General features: G+C 72.0%; 19 protein-coding genes and 1 pseudogene. 10 read left to right on the top strand and 10 right to left on the bottom strand.

Annotation, left to right across the window (positions count from 1 at the left end):
* Positions 1–86 precede the first annotated feature (86 nt).
* Together ACWDZ7_RS03105 and ACWDZ7_RS03110 are read left to right on the top strand one after the other, a co-directional pair.
* A complete protein-coding gene (locus ACWDZ7_RS03105) occupies positions 87–2,402 on the top strand; it encodes a glycoside hydrolase family 3 N-terminal domain-containing protein (protein ID WP_451794317.1) in 2,316 nt (771 codons plus the stop codon).
* A gap of 98 nt (positions 2,403–2,500) precedes the next feature.
* Positions 2,501–2,695 carry an antitoxin gene (locus ACWDZ7_RS03110; protein WP_451794318.1) on the top strand — a complete coding sequence of 65 codons (195 nt, stop codon included), beginning with the start codon at positions 2,501–2,503 and terminating at the stop codon, positions 2,693–2,695.
* A gap of 70 nt (positions 2,696–2,765) precedes the next feature.
* Here the strand turns inward: ACWDZ7_RS03110 and ACWDZ7_RS03115 are convergent, their stop codons facing one another.
* The 4 genes from ACWDZ7_RS03115 to ACWDZ7_RS03130 form a co-directional block, all read right to left on the bottom strand.
* A complete protein-coding gene (locus tag ACWDZ7_RS03115; RefSeq protein WP_451794320.1) occupies positions 2,766–3,779 on the bottom strand; it encodes an RICIN domain-containing protein in 1,014 nt (337 codons plus the stop codon).
* A gap of 575 nt (positions 3,780–4,354) precedes the next feature.
* Positions 4,355–5,077, bottom strand: a complete 723-nt coding sequence (locus tag ACWDZ7_RS03120) for a cation transporter (protein ID WP_451794322.1) — start codon at positions 5,075–5,077, stop codon at positions 4,355–4,357.
* 1 nt (position 5,078) lies between these two features.
* A complete protein-coding gene (locus ACWDZ7_RS03125) occupies positions 5,079–5,414 on the bottom strand; it encodes an ArsR/SmtB family transcription factor (RefSeq protein ID WP_451794324.1) in 336 nt (111 codons plus the stop codon).
* Positions 5,415–5,578: 164 nt separating this feature from the next.
* Complete coding sequence (locus ACWDZ7_RS03130) at positions 5,579–6,436, bottom strand: GNAT family N-acetyltransferase (RefSeq protein ID WP_451794326.1); 858 nt, start codon at positions 6,434–6,436, stop codon at positions 5,579–5,581.
* 361 nt (positions 6,437–6,797) lie between these two features.
* Between ACWDZ7_RS03130 and ACWDZ7_RS03135 the strand changes: the two genes are divergently transcribed.
* Entirely contained in the window at positions 6,798–7,688 is an 891-nt protein-coding gene (locus ACWDZ7_RS03135) for a glycoside hydrolase family 19 protein (RefSeq protein WP_451794327.1), read from the top strand.
* Positions 7,689–7,756: 68 nt separating this feature from the next.
* Here ACWDZ7_RS03135 and ACWDZ7_RS03140 read toward each other — a convergent pair whose 3' ends face one another.
* Positions 7,757–8,194, bottom strand: coding sequence for a nitroreductase/quinone reductase family protein (locus ACWDZ7_RS03140; RefSeq protein ID WP_451794329.1), 438 nt, complete (start codon positions 8,192–8,194; stop codon positions 7,757–7,759).
* Positions 8,195–8,223: 29 nt separating this feature from the next.
* Entirely contained in the window at positions 8,224–8,775 is a 552-nt protein-coding gene (locus tag ACWDZ7_RS03145) for a TetR/AcrR family transcriptional regulator (RefSeq protein ID WP_451794330.1), read from the bottom strand.
* Positions 8,776–8,883: 108 nt separating this feature from the next.
* Here ACWDZ7_RS03145 and ACWDZ7_RS03150 point away from each other — a divergent pair, with 108 nt between their 5' ends.
* The 3 genes from ACWDZ7_RS03150 to ACWDZ7_RS03160 all read left to right on the top strand — a co-directional run bounded on the left by ACWDZ7_RS03150 (position 8,884) and on the right by ACWDZ7_RS03160 (position 11,447).
* On the top strand, positions 8,884–9,357 hold the full coding sequence (locus ACWDZ7_RS03150) for a nuclear transport factor 2 family protein (RefSeq protein ID WP_451794332.1): 474 nt from the start codon (positions 8,884–8,886) through the stop codon (positions 9,355–9,357).
* 135 nt (positions 9,358–9,492) lie between these two features.
* Positions 9,493–9,909, top strand: coding sequence for a CBS domain-containing protein (locus ACWDZ7_RS03155; RefSeq protein ID WP_451794334.1), 417 nt, complete (start codon positions 9,493–9,495; stop codon positions 9,907–9,909).
* A gap of 140 nt (positions 9,910–10,049) precedes the next feature.
* Positions 10,050–11,447: an NADP-dependent succinic semialdehyde dehydrogenase gene (locus ACWDZ7_RS03160; RefSeq protein WP_451794336.1), complete on the top strand. Its 1,398-nt coding sequence runs from the start codon at positions 10,050–10,052 to the stop codon at positions 11,445–11,447.
* A 27-nt stretch (positions 11,448–11,474) separates the two neighbouring features.
* Here the strand turns inward: ACWDZ7_RS03160 and ACWDZ7_RS03165 are convergent, their stop codons facing one another.
* Complete coding sequence (locus ACWDZ7_RS03165) at positions 11,475–11,702, bottom strand: DUF5133 domain-containing protein (RefSeq protein ID WP_451519628.1); 228 nt, start codon at positions 11,700–11,702, stop codon at positions 11,475–11,477.
* Positions 11,703–11,864: 162 nt separating this feature from the next.
* Here ACWDZ7_RS03165 and ACWDZ7_RS03170 point away from each other — a divergent pair, with 162 nt between their 5' ends.
* The 4 genes from ACWDZ7_RS03170 (at position 11,865) to ACWDZ7_RS03185 (ending at position 14,622) form a co-directional block, all read left to right on the top strand.
* Complete coding sequence (locus ACWDZ7_RS03170) at positions 11,865–12,386, top strand: DUF6328 family protein (protein ID WP_451794338.1); 522 nt, start codon at positions 11,865–11,867, stop codon at positions 12,384–12,386.
* Positions 12,387–12,636: 250 nt separating this feature from the next.
* Complete coding sequence (locus ACWDZ7_RS03175) at positions 12,637–13,329, top strand: HemK2/MTQ2 family protein methyltransferase (RefSeq protein ID WP_451794340.1); 693 nt, start codon at positions 12,637–12,639, stop codon at positions 13,327–13,329.
* The gene (locus tag ACWDZ7_RS03180; protein ID WP_451794342.1) at positions 13,313–13,564 is read left to right on the top strand and encodes a CDGSH iron-sulfur domain-containing protein; all 252 of its coding nucleotides are present in this window, start codon (positions 13,313–13,315) and stop codon (positions 13,562–13,564) included. Before ACWDZ7_RS03175 ends, ACWDZ7_RS03180 begins: the two co-directional genes overlap by 17 nt.
* Complete coding sequence (locus ACWDZ7_RS03185; RefSeq protein ID WP_451794343.1) at positions 13,561–14,622, top strand: iron-containing redox enzyme family protein; 1,062 nt, start codon at positions 13,561–13,563, stop codon at positions 14,620–14,622. The genes ACWDZ7_RS03180 and ACWDZ7_RS03185 overlap by 4 nt, the downstream gene beginning before the upstream one ends.
* Here the strand turns inward: ACWDZ7_RS03185 and ACWDZ7_RS03190 are convergent.
* The 3 genes and pseudogenes from ACWDZ7_RS03190 to ACWDZ7_RS03200 form a co-directional block, all read right to left on the bottom strand.
* A pseudogene (locus ACWDZ7_RS03190) lies at positions 14,569–14,748 on the bottom strand (DUF6766 family protein); the annotation flags it as partial. The gene ACWDZ7_RS03185 and the pseudogene ACWDZ7_RS03190 overlap by 54 nt on opposite strands.
* A 392-nt stretch (positions 14,749–15,140) precedes the next feature.
* Entirely contained in the window at positions 15,141–15,578 is a 438-nt protein-coding gene (locus ACWDZ7_RS03195; RefSeq protein ID WP_451794344.1) for a hypothetical protein, read from the bottom strand.
* A 118-nt stretch (positions 15,579–15,696) separates the two neighbouring features.
* Positions 15,697–16,662 (bottom strand): LLM class F420-dependent oxidoreductase, encoded by a 966-nt coding sequence (locus tag ACWDZ7_RS03200; protein WP_451794346.1) that lies wholly within the window; start codon positions 16,660–16,662, stop codon positions 15,697–15,699.
* Positions 16,663–16,812 lie beyond the last annotated feature (150 nt).

The raw sequence follows: 16,812 nt of genomic DNA on the forward strand, positions 1-16,812 counted from the left end.
CCCCGTGTAACAGGAACGTACTTTCACTTCAACTCTTGTGGTCGCCACAGGAGTTATCCCCCGTCCCGAGGTGAGAAGGCGAACGCATGCGTGAGGTACGAAGGCGTACTCTGCTGTCCGCGATCGGCGGCACGGCAGCCGCGGGAGGCGCGCTGGGCGCCGTAGGAACAGCGGCGACAGGCACCGCCGAGGCCGCTCCCGGCCGACCGGCGCCCGAAGCGGGCCCCCGCGACCACAGGGTGCGGAAGCTGCTCGACCGTATGACAGTCGAAGAGAAGCTGGGGCAGCTCCAGCAGCTCCCCTGGTCCTGGGACACCGGCCCCGGGGGCGGGGCGACGAAGGACGTGGAGGACGCGGCCCGCGCGGGCCGGCTCGGCTCCGTGCTGAGCATCTTCGGGGCGAAGAGCACCAACGCCCTGCAGCGCATGGCCGTCGAGGAGTCCCGGCTCGGCATTCCGCTGGTCTTCGGGCTCGACGTCATCCACGGCTTCTGGACGACGTTCCCGATCCCGCTGGCGCAGGCCGCGAGCTTCGACCCGGACGTGGCGAAGACGGACGGCGAGGTGTCGGCCGAGGAGGCGCGTTCGAACGGCGTCCACTGGACGTTCTCACCGATGATGGACGTCACCCACGAGCCGCGCTGGGGCCGCATCGCCGAGGGCAACGGCGAGGACCCGTATCTGACGGCGGCGTTCGCCGCGGCGAAGGTCGAGGGCTACCAGGGCGAGCCGGGCGAGAACGGCTCACCGTCGTACGGCGCGAAGGACCGCGTCGCCGCCTGCGCCAAGCACTTCGTCGCGTACGGCGGCGCGGAGGGCGGCCGTGACTACAACACGGTGGACGTCTCGGAGTCGCGCCTGCGCAATCTCCACCTCCCGCCGTTCAAGGCGGCGTTGGACGCCGGCGCGGCCACGGTGATGGCCTCCTTCAACACCATCGGCGGCGTCCCGGCACACGGCAACACCCACACGCTGACCGACATCCTTAAGAAGGAGTGGGGCTTCGACGGCTTCGTCGTCAGCGACTGGACCGGCGTCCAGGAGCTGATCCCGCACGGCTTCGCCGAGGACGGCGCGGCGGCGGCCCGCCTCTCCCTCAACGCGGGCGTCGACATGGAGATGACCAGCACGCACCTCGTCACGTACGGCAAGAAGCTGCTGCGCGACGGCAAGATCAGCGAGAGGCGGCTGGACGACGCGGTCGCCCGCGTCCTGCGCCTCAAGTTCGACCTCGGGCTCTTCGAGAATCCGTACGTCGACGAAGGCGCCGCCATCGACGGGCCGAGCGCCACCGCGCGCGAGGCGGCCCGGCGGACCGCCGTCCGTTCGATGGTCCTCCTGAAGAACGAGGGCAAGGCGCTCCCCCTGAAGCGGTCCGTCAGGTCGATCGCGGTCGTCGGCCCGTTCGGCGACTCCGACGACCTCCTCGGCACCTGGTCGTTCCCGGCCGCCGTGAAGAAGTACCCCTCGGTGAAGGTCCTGGACGCCATCAGGCGCGCGGCGCCGGACGCGAAGGTGACGTACGCCCGGGGCGTGGACCCGGAGGGCAAGGACACCGGCGGCATCCCGAAGGCGGTGGCCGCCGCGCACTCCGCCGACGTCACGGTCGTCGTGGTCGGCGAGCCGCCCGCGATGAGCGGCGAGGCGGCCGCGCGCAGCGACATCGGGCTGCCCGGCGGGCAGGAGAAGCTGGTGACGGCCGTCGCCGCGACCGGGAAGCCGTTCGTGGTCGTCCTCGTCAACGGACGCCCGCTGACCATGGGCGGCTGGCTGGGCGCCGCGCCCGCCGTCCTGGAGGCCTGGCACCCGGGCCTGGAGGCGGGGAACGCCATCGCCGACGTCCTGTTCGGCACGGTCGTGCCCGGCGGGAAGCTGCCCGTGTCGTTCCCGCGCGCGGTCGGCCAGATCCCGATCCACTACAACCACGAGTCGACGGGCCGCCCCTACGACGCGGACAACAAGTACTCGTCGAAGTACCTGGACCTGCCCCCGGACCCGCAGTTCGCGTTCGGCCACGGCCTGAGCTATACGACGTTCGACATCGGCGAGCCGAGGCTGAGCCGCGAGCGGATCTCCGCGGGCGCGCTGCGCGAGGGCGACACCCTGGAGGTGTCGGTGAGCGTCACGAACACCGGGGACCGCGCGGGCGACGAGGTCGTCCAGCTGTACGTCCATGACATCACGGCGAGCATCACGCAGCCGGTGCGCAAGCTCCGGGGCTTCCGCCGGGTCACGCTGGAACCCGGCAAGTCCCGGACGGTCCGCTTCCGTATCGGCGCGGACGACCTCGGCTTCTGGACGAACGACCAGCACGGGGAGTTCCGCGTCGAGGAGGGCGCGGTGGACGTCTATGTCGGCGCCAGCTCGCAGGCCGAGGCCAAGCGGAGGCTGACGATCACCTGACCGAACTGGGGCCTCCCCCGGAGCGGGACCTCCCCGGATGCGGCGATCCGGATGAGCACCCATGCTGGGAGGGACGGCTCACACCTAGGAGGCCGACGATGTCCATGATGGACAAGCTCAAGCAGATGCTGAAGGGCCATGAGGACAAGGCCGGTCAGGGCATCGACAAGGCGGGCGACTTCGTCGACGAGAAGACCCAGGGCAAGTACAGCGGGCAGGTCGACTCCGCTCAGGACAAGCTCAGGGACCAGTTCGGCGGCGACAGCGGGCGCCAGCCTCCGAACCAGCCGTGACTTGTGCGTTTGGGCGCTTGGGCGTCTTGACGATGCGGGCCAGGGAACGTCTCCCTGGCCCGCATCGACGTCATTCGGAGTCGATGAAGAACACCTGGTCGGTGCGTTCGGCGGTGCAGGGGTCCTGTCGGGCCGCAGCGCCCTCGGTCGTGGCGCTGCCGGTGATCCCCACGCAGAACTTCCGGTCGGGTGTGTAGAGCGTGTGGATCCGGTAGGTGTTGGGCACGGGCGTGTCGACCGCTTCGATGTAGAACGAGTTGGCCCCGGCGCAGTCGGTCGTGGTCTCCAGCACGTCGGGCACCGTGCTGACGGGGAACACCATGAGGCAACGGACCCCCGCCTGGGTGCTGTGCCACTGGATCTTGAACAGACCATTGCCCTGCGGCACCAGGTAGGTGCGCGGCGAGGTGGCCTTCGCGCACGGACGTTGCACGGCGACCGGGACGTTCAGGAGGCCGGCGCGCCCCTCGGTCAGGCACTGGCCGGGCGCGCTGGCCGGCCGGATCTTGACCCAGCCTTCCTGAAGCCCCCGGAAGGTGCCCTGGGTGAACTTCGCGCCCGGCTGGTTCTCGCAGGTCCACTGGCGCAGTGCCGTGCCGTCCGTGGTGGCGGAGGCGGTGACCTCAAGGCACTTGCGCGGGCTCGCGGTCATCGGCTGGATCAGCGCGGTGTCGCCCAGATCCGCGAACTGGAAGCTCGTGGCGGGCCGGTCGCCGCACTCCGTCTGCACGATGGCGGCTCCGTTGTCGGCGCTGGAGTTCTCCACCGCCATGCACTTGCCGCTGAGGACTCTGACGATGTGCACCGCTCCGCCGGGGGCCGAGGACTCCTTCAAGTACCACAGCGCCCCCTCCCGCCCGGCACAGCGCCGCTGCTTGACGGTCTCGCCGGTCGTCTGCGTGGCGACCTCCAGACACATGCCGGTGTGGGTCGCGGCGATGTTGATCCGCTGGCCCGCGGCGGCGGTCGCGGCCCGGGCCGCCGGACCGCCGACCGGCAGCAGGGCCGAGGCCAGCGCCAGGAGCAGGACCAGGAGCAGGGACGGGGCGACCGTGTGCGGACGGGATGGACGGAACCTCAGCATGGAGTTCTCCGTGAGCCTGTGGGATCGGGCCCGCCCGACGAACTGAGCCTCAGGCTCGGCTCGCGCGGACGCGGGCATGGCGGCGCCCAGATGCTGCCCGTCGCGGCTGACGCCGGGCTGACGTGGACCGCGCCTCCGGTTCCGCACGAGCGGGAACTGTCGCGTCGGTCACCGCACGCGGCGGGTGCGCTGGACGTCGCCCAAGGCGACCCGGTATTCCGCCGCGAACGGCTGGCCCGGCGTGGTCAGCCGGGCCGGAAGTCGGGCTGGCGGATCGCCGCGCGCCCCGCCGCCCGGCTCGGGCTCCGACCGTCCCTGCTCAAGGCGCCGACCGTCCCTGCCCAGAGCACGGACCGTCCCTGCTCAAGGCGGTCCCCGCCCCCGCCCATCGCCCCGCCGCCCGGCTTGGGCGCCGACCGCCCCTGCTCAAGGCGGTCACCGCCCGCGCCCGGGCCCCCGCCCGCACCCAGGCCCCTGCCCGGTCGCGGCGGGACAGCCGGTCGTCGCCGACAAGGAATGACGAGGGCGGACGGCCCGTCGGCCGCCCGCCCGTGACGATCGCCCGCGTCCGCGGGTCAGGCGCAGCAGTCGCAGCCCGGGCGGCAGCCGCACGTGTCCGCCCCGGCGTCGGCCGCCGCCGTGGTGGCGGCCGACGCCGGGGCGGAGGGTGCGCAGCAGCCCTTGCCCTGCCAGGCGTCCAGACCTTCCTTCACCGCCACGACGGCGATGACCAGGGCGGCGATCGGGTCGGCCCAGGACCAGCCGAGGGTGGCGTTGAGAACCAGGCCGACCAGCAGCACCGCGGAGAGGTAGGTGCACAGCAGGGTCTGCTTGGAGTCGGCGACCGCGCTGGCGGAGCCCAGTTCGCGCCCTGCCCGGCGCTGGGCGGCGGACAGGAACGGCATGATCGCCAGCGACAGGGCGGCGAGGACGATGCCGGGGACGGAGCGGTCGGCCTGCCCGGCGCCGACGAGGGCGCGCACCGCGTCCATCACCACGTACGCGGCGAGGACGAAGAAGGAGACGGCGATGATCCGCAGGGTGGTCTTCTCCCTCGCCTCGCGCACCGCGTGGTCGCGGGCGGTGAACTGCCAGGCGACCGCCGCGGCGGAGGAGACCTCGATGACGGAGTCCAGGCCGAAGCCGACCAGGGCGGTGGAGGAGGCGATCGTCCCCGCGGTGATGGCGACGGCTGCCTCGACGACGTTGTAGATGATGGTCGCGGTGACCAGCAGCCGTATCCGGCGGGCGAGCGCGTCACGGCGGGCCGGGCCGCGCCCGAGGGATACCGCGGTCATCTCAGCAGCAGCCCTTCGTCCGTGCGTCCGGGCAGGTCTTGTCCGCCTCGACGGCCACCACGGCGTCGCGCAGGTCGTCCAGGGCGTGGCCGAGGCGTTCGTCGGCCAGCTGGTAGCGCGTGCGCCGCCCGACGGGCACGGCGACGACCAGACCGCAGTCGCGCAGGCACGCCAGATGGTTCGAGAGCCGGGTGCGGGAGATGCCGAGCGCGTCGGCGAGGTCGGACGGATGGGCCGGGGCCTCGCGCAGCGCGAGCAGCAGCCGGCAGCGGATCGGGTCGGCGAGCGCGCGGCCGAAACGGGCCAGCACCTCGATGTCGGAAGCGGCAGTCAGCACAGCCCGAAACTACACGTCCTCCTGAATTCAGGGAACCCTGAATCGTGCGAGGGTCCGTCCACGGTCCGACCTGCTCCGGCCCACTCGCCCAGCAGGCTTCCGGCCAGCAGGTCGACCGTCACGGGCCACTGCCCGGCGACCTCGGGGGCCGGGACCGCTGAGGCCTATCCGAGTTCGAGCGAGGTGACTCCGAAGACCCGTTCGTACGCGAATTCCCTGACCGGGCCCGTGTACATGCGGGCCGTGTCGAACGTCGGCTTCATGCCGCGCGCCTCGGCGAGCGCGACGGCCTCCGCGTTGGTCGCGGGCACGTCCATGGCCACGGGTGCGCCGTCCGCCTCGGCGACCAGCGCGTCCAGGAGCGCCTCGGCGTCGGCGCGCGTGTCCGCGAAGAGCGGGCCGACGCGCAGCGCGTCGCGGCCCGGCCGCAGGACGCCGTACCCGGTCAGTCTGCCGTCGACGACGCGGGTGAGGGCGCGGTGGCCGGGGGCGGTGACCCAGGTCTCCAGGAAGCGCGGCCGGTCCGCCGGCAGACACGAACTGTCGTACGCGAGGAGGGTATCCAGGCCCGCGGCCTCGACGGGACGTACGTGCCGGTCGGGCACGTCGACCGCGGGCAGCGGGCCGATGTAGCGCACCGTGCCGTACGCGCGGACGAAACCGGAGCGGCGGTAGTTGGCCTGCTGGTCCGGCACACCGTCCAGGCCCACGATCCGGCCCTCGGCGTGCGCGAGCCCCGCCCGCCACGTGGCGAGGCCGAAGCCGCGGCCGCGCTGGTCGGGACGGACGAGGTAGAAGCCGAGGAAGGCGTAGCTCTCCCCGTAGTTGACCACCGAGACCGCGGAGACGGGCTCGCCGTCCAGGCGCCCCATGAAGAACCCCTCGGGGTCCTGCGCGAAGAACGGGACGGTGTCGCCGAGGCCGGGGTTCCAGCCCTCGTCCGCCGCCCACCCGGTCACCACACGCCAGTCGTCGAGCGTCGCCCGTGAGACCACGAGCCGCCCGAGGGCCGAATCCGTCATCGCTGCACCCTTCTCGATCCGACACGGTGCGCCGTGAGGAACCGCACCGGGTGCATCCTGCCCGAGCCCGCCCCGGCCAATGCCCGCCTCAGCCGATGCCGGTCACCTGTTCGTCCCGCGCCGCGCCGAGGCCCGGCACCACAACAGACCGGCGTAGCACGCGAGTTCATGCCGCCGGCCTGCCGCGCGGGCAGGGTGGCGCCGGCCGCGAGGGCGTCGCCTCCGCATATCGGACAGCGGGCAAGTTTCACGCCCTCACTCTGGTCTAGACCTTGACAGGTTCAGACCATTTCAGCTTGAGTCGCCGACACCCCCATGACGGGACGGACCCTCCCCCGTCCCGCCCGTTAGGAGATGTCGCATGATCAAACGCATCACCAGCCTCGCGGCGGCACTCGCCGCGGTCGGCGCGATGATCGTCCTGGGCCCGGCCGCCACCACGGCGTCCGCCGCCGAGTGCGCCTCGCCGTGGAGCTCCTCGTCCGTCTACACCGGCGGCAAGTCGGCCTCGTACAACGGACACAACTGGTCCGCCAAGTGGTGGACCCAGAACGAGACCCCGGGCCGCTCCGACGTCTGGGCGGACCAGGGCACCTGCGGTGGCGGCACGGGGCCGGGCAACCCCGACCCGTCCGGATTCGTGGTCAGCGAGGCGCAGTTCAACCAGATGTTCCCGAACCGGAACTCGTTCTACACGTACAAGGGCCTGACCGACGCGCTCAAGGCCTACCCGGGCTTCGCCAACACCGGCAGCGACACCGTCAAGCGCCAGGAGGCCGCGGCGTTCCTCGCCAACGTCAGCCATGAGACGGGTGGCCTGGTGCACGTGGTCGAGCAGAACCAGAACAACTACCCCCACTACTGCGACAAGACCCAGCCCTACGGCTGCCCCGCCGGGCAGGCCGCCTACTACGGCCGCGGCCCGATCCAGCTCAGCTGGAACTTCAACTACAAGGCCGCGGGCGACGCCCTTGGCATCGACCTCCTCAACAACCCGTACCTGGTGGAGCAGAACCCGTCCATCGCCTGGCAGACGGGCCTCTGGTACTGGAACACCCAGAGCGGACCGGGCAAGATGACCCCGCACAACGCCATGGTCAACGGCGCCGGCTTCGGTGAGACCATCCGCGCGATCAACGGCACCCTGGAGTGCAACGGCGGCAACCCCGCCCAGGTCCAGAGCCGCATAGACCGCTACAAGGCGTTCACACAGATCCTCGGCACCACGCCGGGCTCGAACCTGAGCTGCTGAGGTCACGCTCACCCCGCACACCCCGACGGCCGGGCGGGCCCGATCCGAGGTCGGGCCCGCTCGGCCCGTCAGTCCAACGGCACCAGCCGGAACACCGGATGACGCGCCACCTCCGCGGCGAACTCCTCGTCCGACGACTCAGCGGTCACATCGAAGTAGGGCCGCGTGACGGGCACTTCACGCCAGTACTGGCGCAGCACCGGCACACTCTCCTCGGGCCCCAGCTCAATCACCCCCAGCGTCCGCGACCTGCCGCCCCGGCCGAGCCCGACCTGCCCCGCGGCGCGCGCGTTGCGCACCCATGCGCTCACCCCGTAGGCGGCGACGAGCCAGCGCTCGTCCCCGGCCGACATCACGTCGACCGGAGTGGAGTACAGCCGGCCCGACTTCCTGCCGCGCACCGTCAGGTTGTAGCGGTAGGCCTTGCCGATCCCGAGCCGGGTCATCATGTGAAACACGCGGTTGATCACGCGCGTACCGGCGTTCATGCGGTACGTCTTCGCCATCGCCCCTCCTCATGCCGAAAGGTCGGAGCTTACGGCGCGGCCAGCAACTGGGCCGCACCGCTCCGGGCTTGACGCGCCGGTTCGGGCGAGCCGGAGATCGCGGCGGCCGTCATGGCGCCCTCCGCGAGCAGGACCAGCGGCCCGACGGTCCATGCGGGGCCGCCCGCGGACGCCACGAGGCCGGCGAGATAGTCGTGGAACGCGCTCTTGTGCGCCCTGACGGTGTCGGCGACCGACGGGTCCACCGCGCCCAGCTCTCCGTAGGCGTTGATGAAGGCGCAGCCCCGGAAGTCCGGCTCGGTGAACCACTCGTACAGCCAGTCGTAGACGGCGAGGACCCGCTCGTCGCCCTCCGGCCGCCCCTCCACATGGGCGGCGAGCCGTGCCCGCCAGCGGCGGTCGCGGCGGTCGAGGCAGGCCCTGACCAGCTCGGACTTCGACGGGAAGAGCTGGTAGAGCCGCTTGAGCGGGATCCCGGACGCGGCGCGGACCCGGTCCATGCCGACCGCCTGGACACCGCGCTCGTAGAAGAGCGCCTCCGCCGCGTCGAGGAGCCTTGCTTCGGCTTCCGCGTGATCCATCGAGTCTCCGAACGACCAGGTGAGAACGTACGTTCTCGGAGCCTACTACGAGGGCGGCCCGCTCCGCACCGTTGCGGGAGAACGAGCGTTCTCCTAGGGTGGCGCGACATGACCACGACTCCCCGATCCCCCGTACCGCCCTTCACCCGGCAGACGGCCATCGAAAAGGTCCGCCTCGCCGAGGACGGCTGGAACAGCCGCGACCCCGAGAAGGTGGCCCTCGCCTACAGCGAGGACTCCCGCTGGCGCAACCGCGCGGAGTTCGTCACCGGGCGCGACGCCATCGTCGCCTTCCTCTCCCGCAAGTGGGCCCGCGAGCTGGACTACCGGCTCGTCAAGGAGCTCTGGGCACACAGCGGCCACCGCATCGCGGTGCGGTTCGCGTACGAGTGGCACGACGACTCCGGCCAGTGGTACCGCTCGTACGGCAACGAGAACTGGGAGTTCGACGACGACGGCCTGATGCGCGCCCGCCACGCCTGCGTCAACGACCTGCCCATCGAGGAGTCGGCCCGCCTCTACCACTGGCCGCTCGGCCGCCGCCCCGACAGCCATCCCGGGCTCGGCGACCTCGGCCTGTGAGCGCGGGCGCGCCGTCGGCCGGGCCAACGGACCTCGGCGGACGTGTGTCATGTCCCTCCGCACGGGATACCCGGTGGGCGACAACGGCCCGAGCCACCGGGCCGGACAGCCCATCGACCGCCAAGGAGGGTCCACGTGACCACCGCACGCGACATCATGACTCCGGGCGCTGAATGCGCCGGAGCCGAGGAGACCGTCACCCAGGCGGCCACCAAGCTCACCGAACTCGGCGTCGGCGCGCTGCCCATCTGCGGCACCGACAACCGCCTCAAGGGCGTCATCACCGACCGGGACATCGTGGTGAAGGTCCTCGGGAAGGGCAAGGACCCCTCAAAGGTCCTCGTGGGTGAGCTGGCGCAGAGCGAGGCCGTGACGATCGGCGCCGACGACGGCGTCGACGAGATCTTCGCGACCATGACGAGCCACAAGGTCCGTCGGCTGCCCGTGATCGACGGTCACGAGCTGGTGGGCATGGTGGCGCTCGCCGACGCGGCCCGCGCGCTCTCCGACCCCAAGGCCGGACAGCTCCTGGAGGCCCTTTCCACCGATTGACGGCCCGCCGCGGGTCGGAGCGCGCCGTCCCGTCGGGACGGCGCGCTCCGTTTCTCCGCATGCCCCCGCGCACGCACCGACCTAGTGTGGAACGGCGGCGTGCCGCCGCCCGGCCCCACTCCGCCCCGAGGAGGAACGGCATGCCCATCGCCACGGTCGACCCCGCCACCGGCGAGACGCTCGAAACCTTCGAGCCGCTCGCGCCCGCGGAGATCGAGCGCCGCCTGGCGGCGGCCGACGCCGCGTACCGCCACCATCGCACCACCGACTTCGCGGAACGCGCCCGGCTGCTCGGCCGCGCCGCCGACCTGCTGGAGGAGGACACCGACACCGTCGCCCGCACCATGACCACCGAGATGGGCAAGCCCATCAAGGCCGCCAGGGCCGAGGCGGCGAAGTGCGTCAAGGCCATGCGCTGGTACGCCGAGCACGCCGAGGGCCTGCTCGCGGACGAGCATCCCGCGCAGGCCGACGTGACGGACTCCGGCGCCTCCCGGGCCGTCGTGCACTACCGCCCGCTCGGGGTCGTGCTCGCCGTGATGCCGTGGAACTTCCCGCTCTGGCAGGTCGTACGCTTCGCCGCGCCCGCCCTCATGGCGGGCAACGTCGGGCTGCTGAAGCACGCCTCGAACGTGCCGAGGACGGCCCTGTATCTGGAGGACCTCTTCCGGCGGGCCGGATTCCCCGAGGGCTGCTTCCAGACGCTGCTCGTCGGCTCCGACGCCATCGAGGGCATCCTCCGTGACAACCGGGTGGCCGCCGCGACCCTGACCGGCAGCGAACCCGCCGGCCGCTCGGTGGCGTCCGTCGCGGGCGACGAGATCAAGAAGACCGTCCTGGAACTCGGCGGCAGCGACCCCTACTTGGTGCTGCCGAGCGCCGACGTGGAGCGCGCCGCGCGGACCGCGGTGACCGCCCGGGTGCAGAACAACGGACAGTCCTGCATCGCCGCGAAGCGCTTCATCGTGCACGCCGACGTCTACGACGCCTTCCGCGAGCGATTCGTCGCGGGAATGCGGGAGTTGACCGTGGGCGACCCGCTGAGCGAGGACACCGACGTCGGCCCGCTCTCCAGCGAGAAGGGCCGCGACGACCTGGAGGAGCTGGTCGACGACGCGCTGGGCCACGGCGCGACCGCGCTCTGCGGCGGACAGCGCCCCAAGGAGCAGGAGCGGGGCTGGTACTACTCCCCCACCGTCCTCGCGGACATCACCCCGCGGATGCGCGTCCACCGCGAGGAGACCTTCGGTCCGGTGGCCACGCTCTACCGCGTGACGGACCTGGACGAGGCGGTGGCGCTCGCCAACGACACGCCGTTCGGCCTGAGTTCCAACGTGTGGACGCGCGACGACGCCGACATCGCGCGCTGCGTACGGGACCTCCAGGCGGGCGGCGTCTTCTTCAACGGCATGACCGCCTCCCACCCCGGCCTGCCCTTCGGCGGCGTCAAGCGCTCCGGCTACGGGCGGGAGCTGTCGGGCCACGGCATCCGCGAGTTCTGCAACGCCACGACCGTCTGGCACGGCCCGGCCGAGTAGGCGGCCGGGCGAAGCTCAGGCTGCCGGTCAGGCCGAGAGCAGCGAGTCGTCCGTGATCCTGGCGCCCGGCAGCCGGTGACTGGCGGCCACGAGTGCCGCGTCGACATCGCTGGTGCCGGTGGCCACGCAGAGGCTGTACGCGACGTCTTCGAACTCCTGGCGCCCTTCGGCGCCGCCCCGGTCGGCGTGCAGCACCGCCAGGGCCTTGTAGCGCTCCACCAGGTCCTTCAGCACGGCGGGGTGTGCCAGCAGCACGGGTCCTCCTTCGGGTCTCGGGTGTGAACGTCGGGTGCGACGTCCGCTCAGTGGCCCGTCTGCCCGGGCTCGTCCGGTCGAATCACCGTCGCGGCGATGAATCGGCCGCGGAGTCGATCGCCCGGATTGTCGTTTGCCTGGTTGATGGGCAGACTCGGACCCGTGGACGCGTCGAACAGCAAGCCGGATCAGGGGCCCGGGACGGAGTGCGGGGAGGACGGCCGCCGCGAGACGGAGACCGAGCGCGCCGACCGCCGCTGGACCGAGCTGATCCAGGAAGTGCGGGTGGCCCAGACCGGCGTGCAGATCCTGTTCGGCTTCCTCCTCACCGTGGTCTTCACACCGCGGTACGCGGAGCTGGGCGACGTCGACCGCACGATCTACGTCGTGACCGTGATCCTCGGCTCGACCGCGACGGGCGCCCTCATCGGCCCGGTCTCCTTCCACCGCATGGTCTCGGGCCGCCGCATCAAGCCGCAGGCGGTGGTCTGGGCCTCGCGTCTGACCTTCGTCGGCCTGATCCTGCTCCTCGGCACGCTGACGGCGGCGCTGCTGCTGGTGCTGCGGATCGCCATCGACGACACCGTGGTGCCGTGGCTGGTCGGTGGCGTCGTCAGCTGGTATCTGGGGTGCTGGTTCGTGCTGCCCGCCTGGGCGAGGCACCGGTACACGTCGGCGGGCTGACGGGCGACGGAGAGCGGGGAGCTCCCCGAACAGCGGCCCCGCGCGGGCTTCCTGGAAGGTGCGGCTCCCGTCACGCAGGTGTGGATCACAGTCGCGCGGGCACTCAGTGTCAGGACAGACGCAGGATGCAATCCGCACTGTTCGTGACAAGTCACTACCTGTGACGCCTCAAGTGGTGACCGGGAGCGAACCGGCGGACCGTGGAAGGAGGAGCGCCCCTCGTGGAGTTCTCTCGGACGGGAGATGCCGCATGACCACGCAGACGCGGACGTCGATGCCACCGCCGGTCCGTCCGGCGCACTTGCTCGCCCCACCAGGTGTGTACGCACCGCAGTACGACACCGAACTGCTGACCCGCGCCCTGCACCGCGAGGGCATCGGCGACGGCGCCTCCGTCCTGGACCTGGGCACCGGCACCGGGGCGCTGGCCGTCGCCGCCGCGCGGCGCGGAGCACGCGTGACGGCCGTCGACATCTCGTGGCGGGCCGTGCTGACCGCGCGCTTCAACGCGCGTCGGTCCGGGCAGTCGGTGACCGTGCGCCGAGGTGACATGGCGGCGGCGCCGAAGGGCCCGTACGACCTCGTGGTCAGCAATCCGCCCTACGTGCCCTCTCCTTCCCCGGCTCTCCCCCGGCGCGGGGCGGCACGGGCGTGGGACGGCGGCCCCGCCGGGCGGGCGATCGTCGACCGTGTCTGCGACGCGGCGCCCCGCGCCCTGCGCCCGGGCGGCGTCCTGCTGATGGTGCACTCCGCGCTGTGCGGCGTCGACGCCTCGCTCGACCGGCTGAGCCTGCTGGGCATGGACGCCAAGGTCAGCGACCGGGAGTTCATCCCGCTCGGGCCGGTACTGCGCTCCCGCCGTGCGTGGCTGCGCCGGCAGAACCTGCTCGCCGACGACGAGACCCACGAAGAGCTGGTGGTCATCCGTGCCGAACTCCGCTGAACGCCCCCGCCGCGTCACGGTCGATCCCGACGGGCCGCTCCTGGTGGAGGGCCCGGTCGAGGTCGTCGGTGACGACGGCACCGTCTTCGCGTCGCGGCGCTTCACGGTCGCGATCTGCACGTGCCGCCGCAGCCGTACGTATCCGTGGTGCGACACCAGCCACCGGCGCCGGGTGCAGCGCGACGGCGGGCGCTCGCGTACGGCGGGCGACCGGGAAACGGACCCCGCGTCATGACCGCCGCCGTCGAGTCCCGCCTCCACAGTCCCGAACTCCCGGCCGCGCGCGGCGATCTGTCCCGGGGCGTGGTGGCCGCGCTGCTGCACGACGAGCCCGTCACGGCCCTCGGGCGGCGGGCGGCGAGTGTCGATCCGTACGGAGAAGACCTCCAGCTCGCCCTGTACATCCTCTACGAACTCCACTACCAGGGCTTTCAGGGCGTGTCCGACGAACGGGAGTGGGACCCGGAGCTGCTGACGCTGCGGCACGCGCTGGAGCGGCGTTTCCTCGCGGCCCTCCGTGCCGACGTGCCGTCCGGTGCGAGCGCCGAAGAGGCGCTGGCGGCGCTCCTCGTGGAGCCCGTCGGGCACGACGAGGACAGTGTCAGCCACCATCTCCAACGCGACGGCGAGCTGTGGCAGTTGAGGGAGTACGCGGCGCTGCGCTCGCTCTACCACCTCAAGGAGGCCGATCCGCACGCCTGGGTCATTCCGCGGCTGCACGGGCGGGCCAAGGCGGCCATGGTGGCCATCGAGTTCGACGAGTTCGGCGCCGGGCGCCCCGAGGAGATCCACGCCCGCCTCTTCGCCGACCTCATGGCCGATCTGGACCTGGAGACGTCCTACGGCCACTACGCCGACGCGGCCCCCGCCGAGGCACTCGCCCCGGTCAACCTCATGTCCCTGTTCGGTCTGCACCGGGCGCTCCGCGGCGCGCTGGTCGGTCACTTCGCCTCCGTCGAGGTGACCTCGTCGCCCGGTTCGCGGCGGCTCGCCGCGGCGCTGCGGCGCACCGGCGCGGGGCCCGCGGCCCAACGGTTCTACGACGAGCATGTCGAGGCGGACGCCGTGCACGAGCAGGTGGTCCGCCGTGATGTCGTCGGCGGGTTGCTGGCCGCGGAGCCCGCGCTCGACGCCGATGTGGCCTTCGGTGTGCGGGCCACCGGGTTCCTGGAGGACCGCCTCGGCGCTCGGCTGCTGGAATCCTGGCGGCAGGGGCGCAGCGCGCTGAGGCCGCCCTCGGCCCTTGACGCCGGTCGCCTCGTGGGCGGAACCCACCGGTTTCGACTCGGGTGAGCCCCGATGCCGCAGATGGACGGAGAAGACGGCCATCGACCCCACGGCGAGCAGCTCGGACTGCCAGTTCCGCAGTGTGCGGGACCAGAAGTCGGCGGCGCCGAGATACGCGGACCATCTGATCGGTCCCAGTTCGGCGGACTGCTCCAGTTCGTCGCGGGTACCAGGGGGCGAGCGCCAGGCAGCCGCGCTCGGCGTCGCTCGCGCGCAGGCCGGCCTCGAAGCGGGTCGCGGCCCCGGCCGCCCCGTCCTCACGCGCGTCGATACCGCAGCCGGTGAGGGCGCCAGGCACCCTGAGCAGCACCACCGCGAGCAGGCCGGACCTCACCGCGAGCACCAGTCCTGGTCTCCTTCGCGGCCCGCCGGTTCATGGGCTGCCGCGCCCGGCGGTGGTCCGCGAGGGTGCGGGCAGCTTGCGCCACGATGCCCGCACACCGCCGCGGTGCGCGGAACCCGCGCGGCCGACACGCCCAAGTGCGCCCGATCGGGTCCACGCCCACCCAGGCGTTCTCGTCCACTCAGGCGTTCTGGTACGGCTCCCCGTGCTCGGCGCCGGTCAGGCGCAGCTGCATCTGGATCTCCTGGTCACCGGAGACGGTGCCGGTGGTCTTGACGTCGAAGGCGGACGCGAGCGCCGCGCGCAGCCGGTCCACGGCCACGGGGGCGCCTTGCAGGTCCGCGGTGACGGGTCCGGAGAGCAGGACGCCGGGGACGGAATCCGGGGTGCGGGAGGCGCGGAAGGCACCGGTCCAGACGGCGGGGTCGGGCCGGCCCGTCTGGCCGGGGGCGTCGTCTCCGCGGTCGGACGGGAAGTGGTCGCAGAGCACCTTGAAGACGGTGTCCGCGTCGGCCGCGGAACACTCGCCGAGGACGACCTGCACCGCGTCCGGGGAGTCGGAGTCGGGCTGCTGGTGCTGCCGCTGGTCGGGGGAGGCCTGGTTCGGTGTGTCGTTCACGCTGACTCTCTCCGGTGGGTCGCTGGTGCTGGGTCGCTGGTGCCGGGTCGTTCGGTCGCTGGTGCCTGACGCGCGTCGGGTACCCGGTGGTGCCCCGGGTACCCGGTGGGCCGGAAGCTCACAGGTCGCGCAGTACGGGCAGCAGATTCTTCTCGGCCCAGTCGATGAAGGGGCGCTGCTGGTCGCCGCCGACCTGGACGAGGGCGATCTCCGTGAAGCCCGCCTCGGCGAAGGGGCGTACGGCCTCGACGAAGTCGTCGACGTCGTCGCCGCAGGGGATCTGCTCCGCGATGTCCTGCGGGGTGACGAGCTGGGTGGCGCCGGCGAAGCCCGAGGGCCCCGGCAGCTCGGAGTTGACCGGCCAGCCGCCGACGGACCAGCGGAACTGGTCGTGGGCGCGGGCGACCGCCGCGTCCTTGTCGGTGTCGTAGCAGACGGGCAGCTGGCCGACGCGGGGCTTGCCGCCGCCGCCGTGCCGGTCGAAGGAGTCGAGCAGCTCTGCCTTCGGTTCGGTCGCGATGACGAGGTCGGCGAGGCGCCCGGCGAGTGAGCAGGACCGCCCGCCGGAGACCGCGACACCGATGGGCGGCAGCTCGTCGGGCAGATCCCACAGGCGGGCGTTCGCCACGTCGAAGTGGGTGCCCTGGTGGTTGACGTTCTCCCCGGCGAAGAGCGCGCGGATGATGCCGATCGCTTCTTCGAGCATGTCCAGGCGGGTCTGCGGGGATGGCCAACCGGCGCCCACGACGTGCTCGTTGAGATTCTCGCCCGAGCCGAGGCCGAGCCGGAAGCGGCCCTCGGAGAGCAGCTGCATCGTCGCGGCCTTCTGCGCGACCACGGCCGGGTGGTAGCGGACGGTCGGGCAGGTCACGTACGTCATCAGCGGAATCCGCGAGGTCGCCTGCGCGGCGGCGCCGAGCACGCTCCACGCGTACGGCGAGTGCCCCTGCGACTCCAGCCACGGAAAGTAGTGGTCGGAGGTGACCGAGAAGTCGAAGCCCGCCTGCTCCGCCGCGACGAGGTCCTCGACCAGAGCGCGGGGCCCGGCTTGCTCGGTCATCATTGTGTAGCCGATTTGCACCATAATTCATCGGTTTGCCGAAATGCTTCCGCTGAAACCTACGACAGCCCCGGGGCCGCCGAAGGAGCTGCGGACGCGGCTGCGGACGCGACTTGCGGGTACCCGGACCACGGTGGCATCCGCCGCCGCGAAAAGGCCGCGGGGAGACGGGGC

Source organism: Streptomyces sp. NPDC003032, assembly GCF_053591415.1.

What these genes read in the sequence shown, in the direction of transcription:
- ACWDZ7_RS03150 (WP_451794332.1), top strand. Translation starts at nt 8,884, where the DNA reads ATGACCACGACTCCCCGATCCCCCGTACCGCCCTTCACCCGGCAGACG.
- ACWDZ7_RS03130 (WP_451794326.1), bottom strand. Translation starts at nt 6,436, where the DNA reads ATGACGGATTCGGCCCTCGGGCGGCTCGTGGTCTCACGGGCGACGCTC.
- ACWDZ7_RS03110 (WP_451794318.1), top strand. Translation starts at nt 2,501, where the DNA reads ATGTCCATGATGGACAAGCTCAAGCAGATGCTGAAGGGCCATGAGGAC.
- ACWDZ7_RS03160 (WP_451794336.1), top strand. Translation starts at nt 10,050, where the DNA reads ATGCCCATCGCCACGGTCGACCCCGCCACCGGCGAGACGCTCGAAACC.
- ACWDZ7_RS03115 (WP_451794320.1), bottom strand. Translation starts at nt 3,779, where the DNA reads ATGCTGAGGTTCCGTCCATCCCGTCCGCACACGGTCGCCCCGTCCCTG.
- ACWDZ7_RS03135 (WP_451794327.1), top strand. Translation starts at nt 6,798, where the DNA reads ATGATCAAACGCATCACCAGCCTCGCGGCGGCACTCGCCGCGGTCGGC.
- ACWDZ7_RS03145 (WP_451794330.1), bottom strand. Translation starts at nt 8,775, where the DNA reads ATGGATCACGCGGAAGCCGAAGCAAGGCTCCTCGACGCGGCGGAGGCG.
- ACWDZ7_RS03105 (WP_451794317.1), top strand. Translation starts at nt 87, where the DNA reads ATGCGTGAGGTACGAAGGCGTACTCTGCTGTCCGCGATCGGCGGCACG.
- ACWDZ7_RS03140 (WP_451794329.1), bottom strand. Translation starts at nt 8,194, where the DNA reads ATGGCGAAGACGTACCGCATGAACGCCGGTACGCGCGTGATCAACCGC.
- ACWDZ7_RS03120 (WP_451794322.1), bottom strand. Translation starts at nt 5,077, where the DNA reads ATGACCGCGGTATCCCTCGGGCGCGGCCCGGCCCGCCGTGACGCGCTC.
- ACWDZ7_RS03200 (WP_451794346.1), bottom strand. Translation starts at nt 16,662, where the DNA reads ATGGTGCAAATCGGCTACACAATGATGACCGAGCAAGCCGGGCCCCGC.
- ACWDZ7_RS03185 (WP_451794343.1), top strand. Translation starts at nt 13,561, where the DNA reads ATGACCGCCGCCGTCGAGTCCCGCCTCCACAGTCCCGAACTCCCGGCC.
- ACWDZ7_RS03175 (WP_451794340.1), top strand. Translation starts at nt 12,637, where the DNA reads ATGACCACGCAGACGCGGACGTCGATGCCACCGCCGGTCCGTCCGGCG.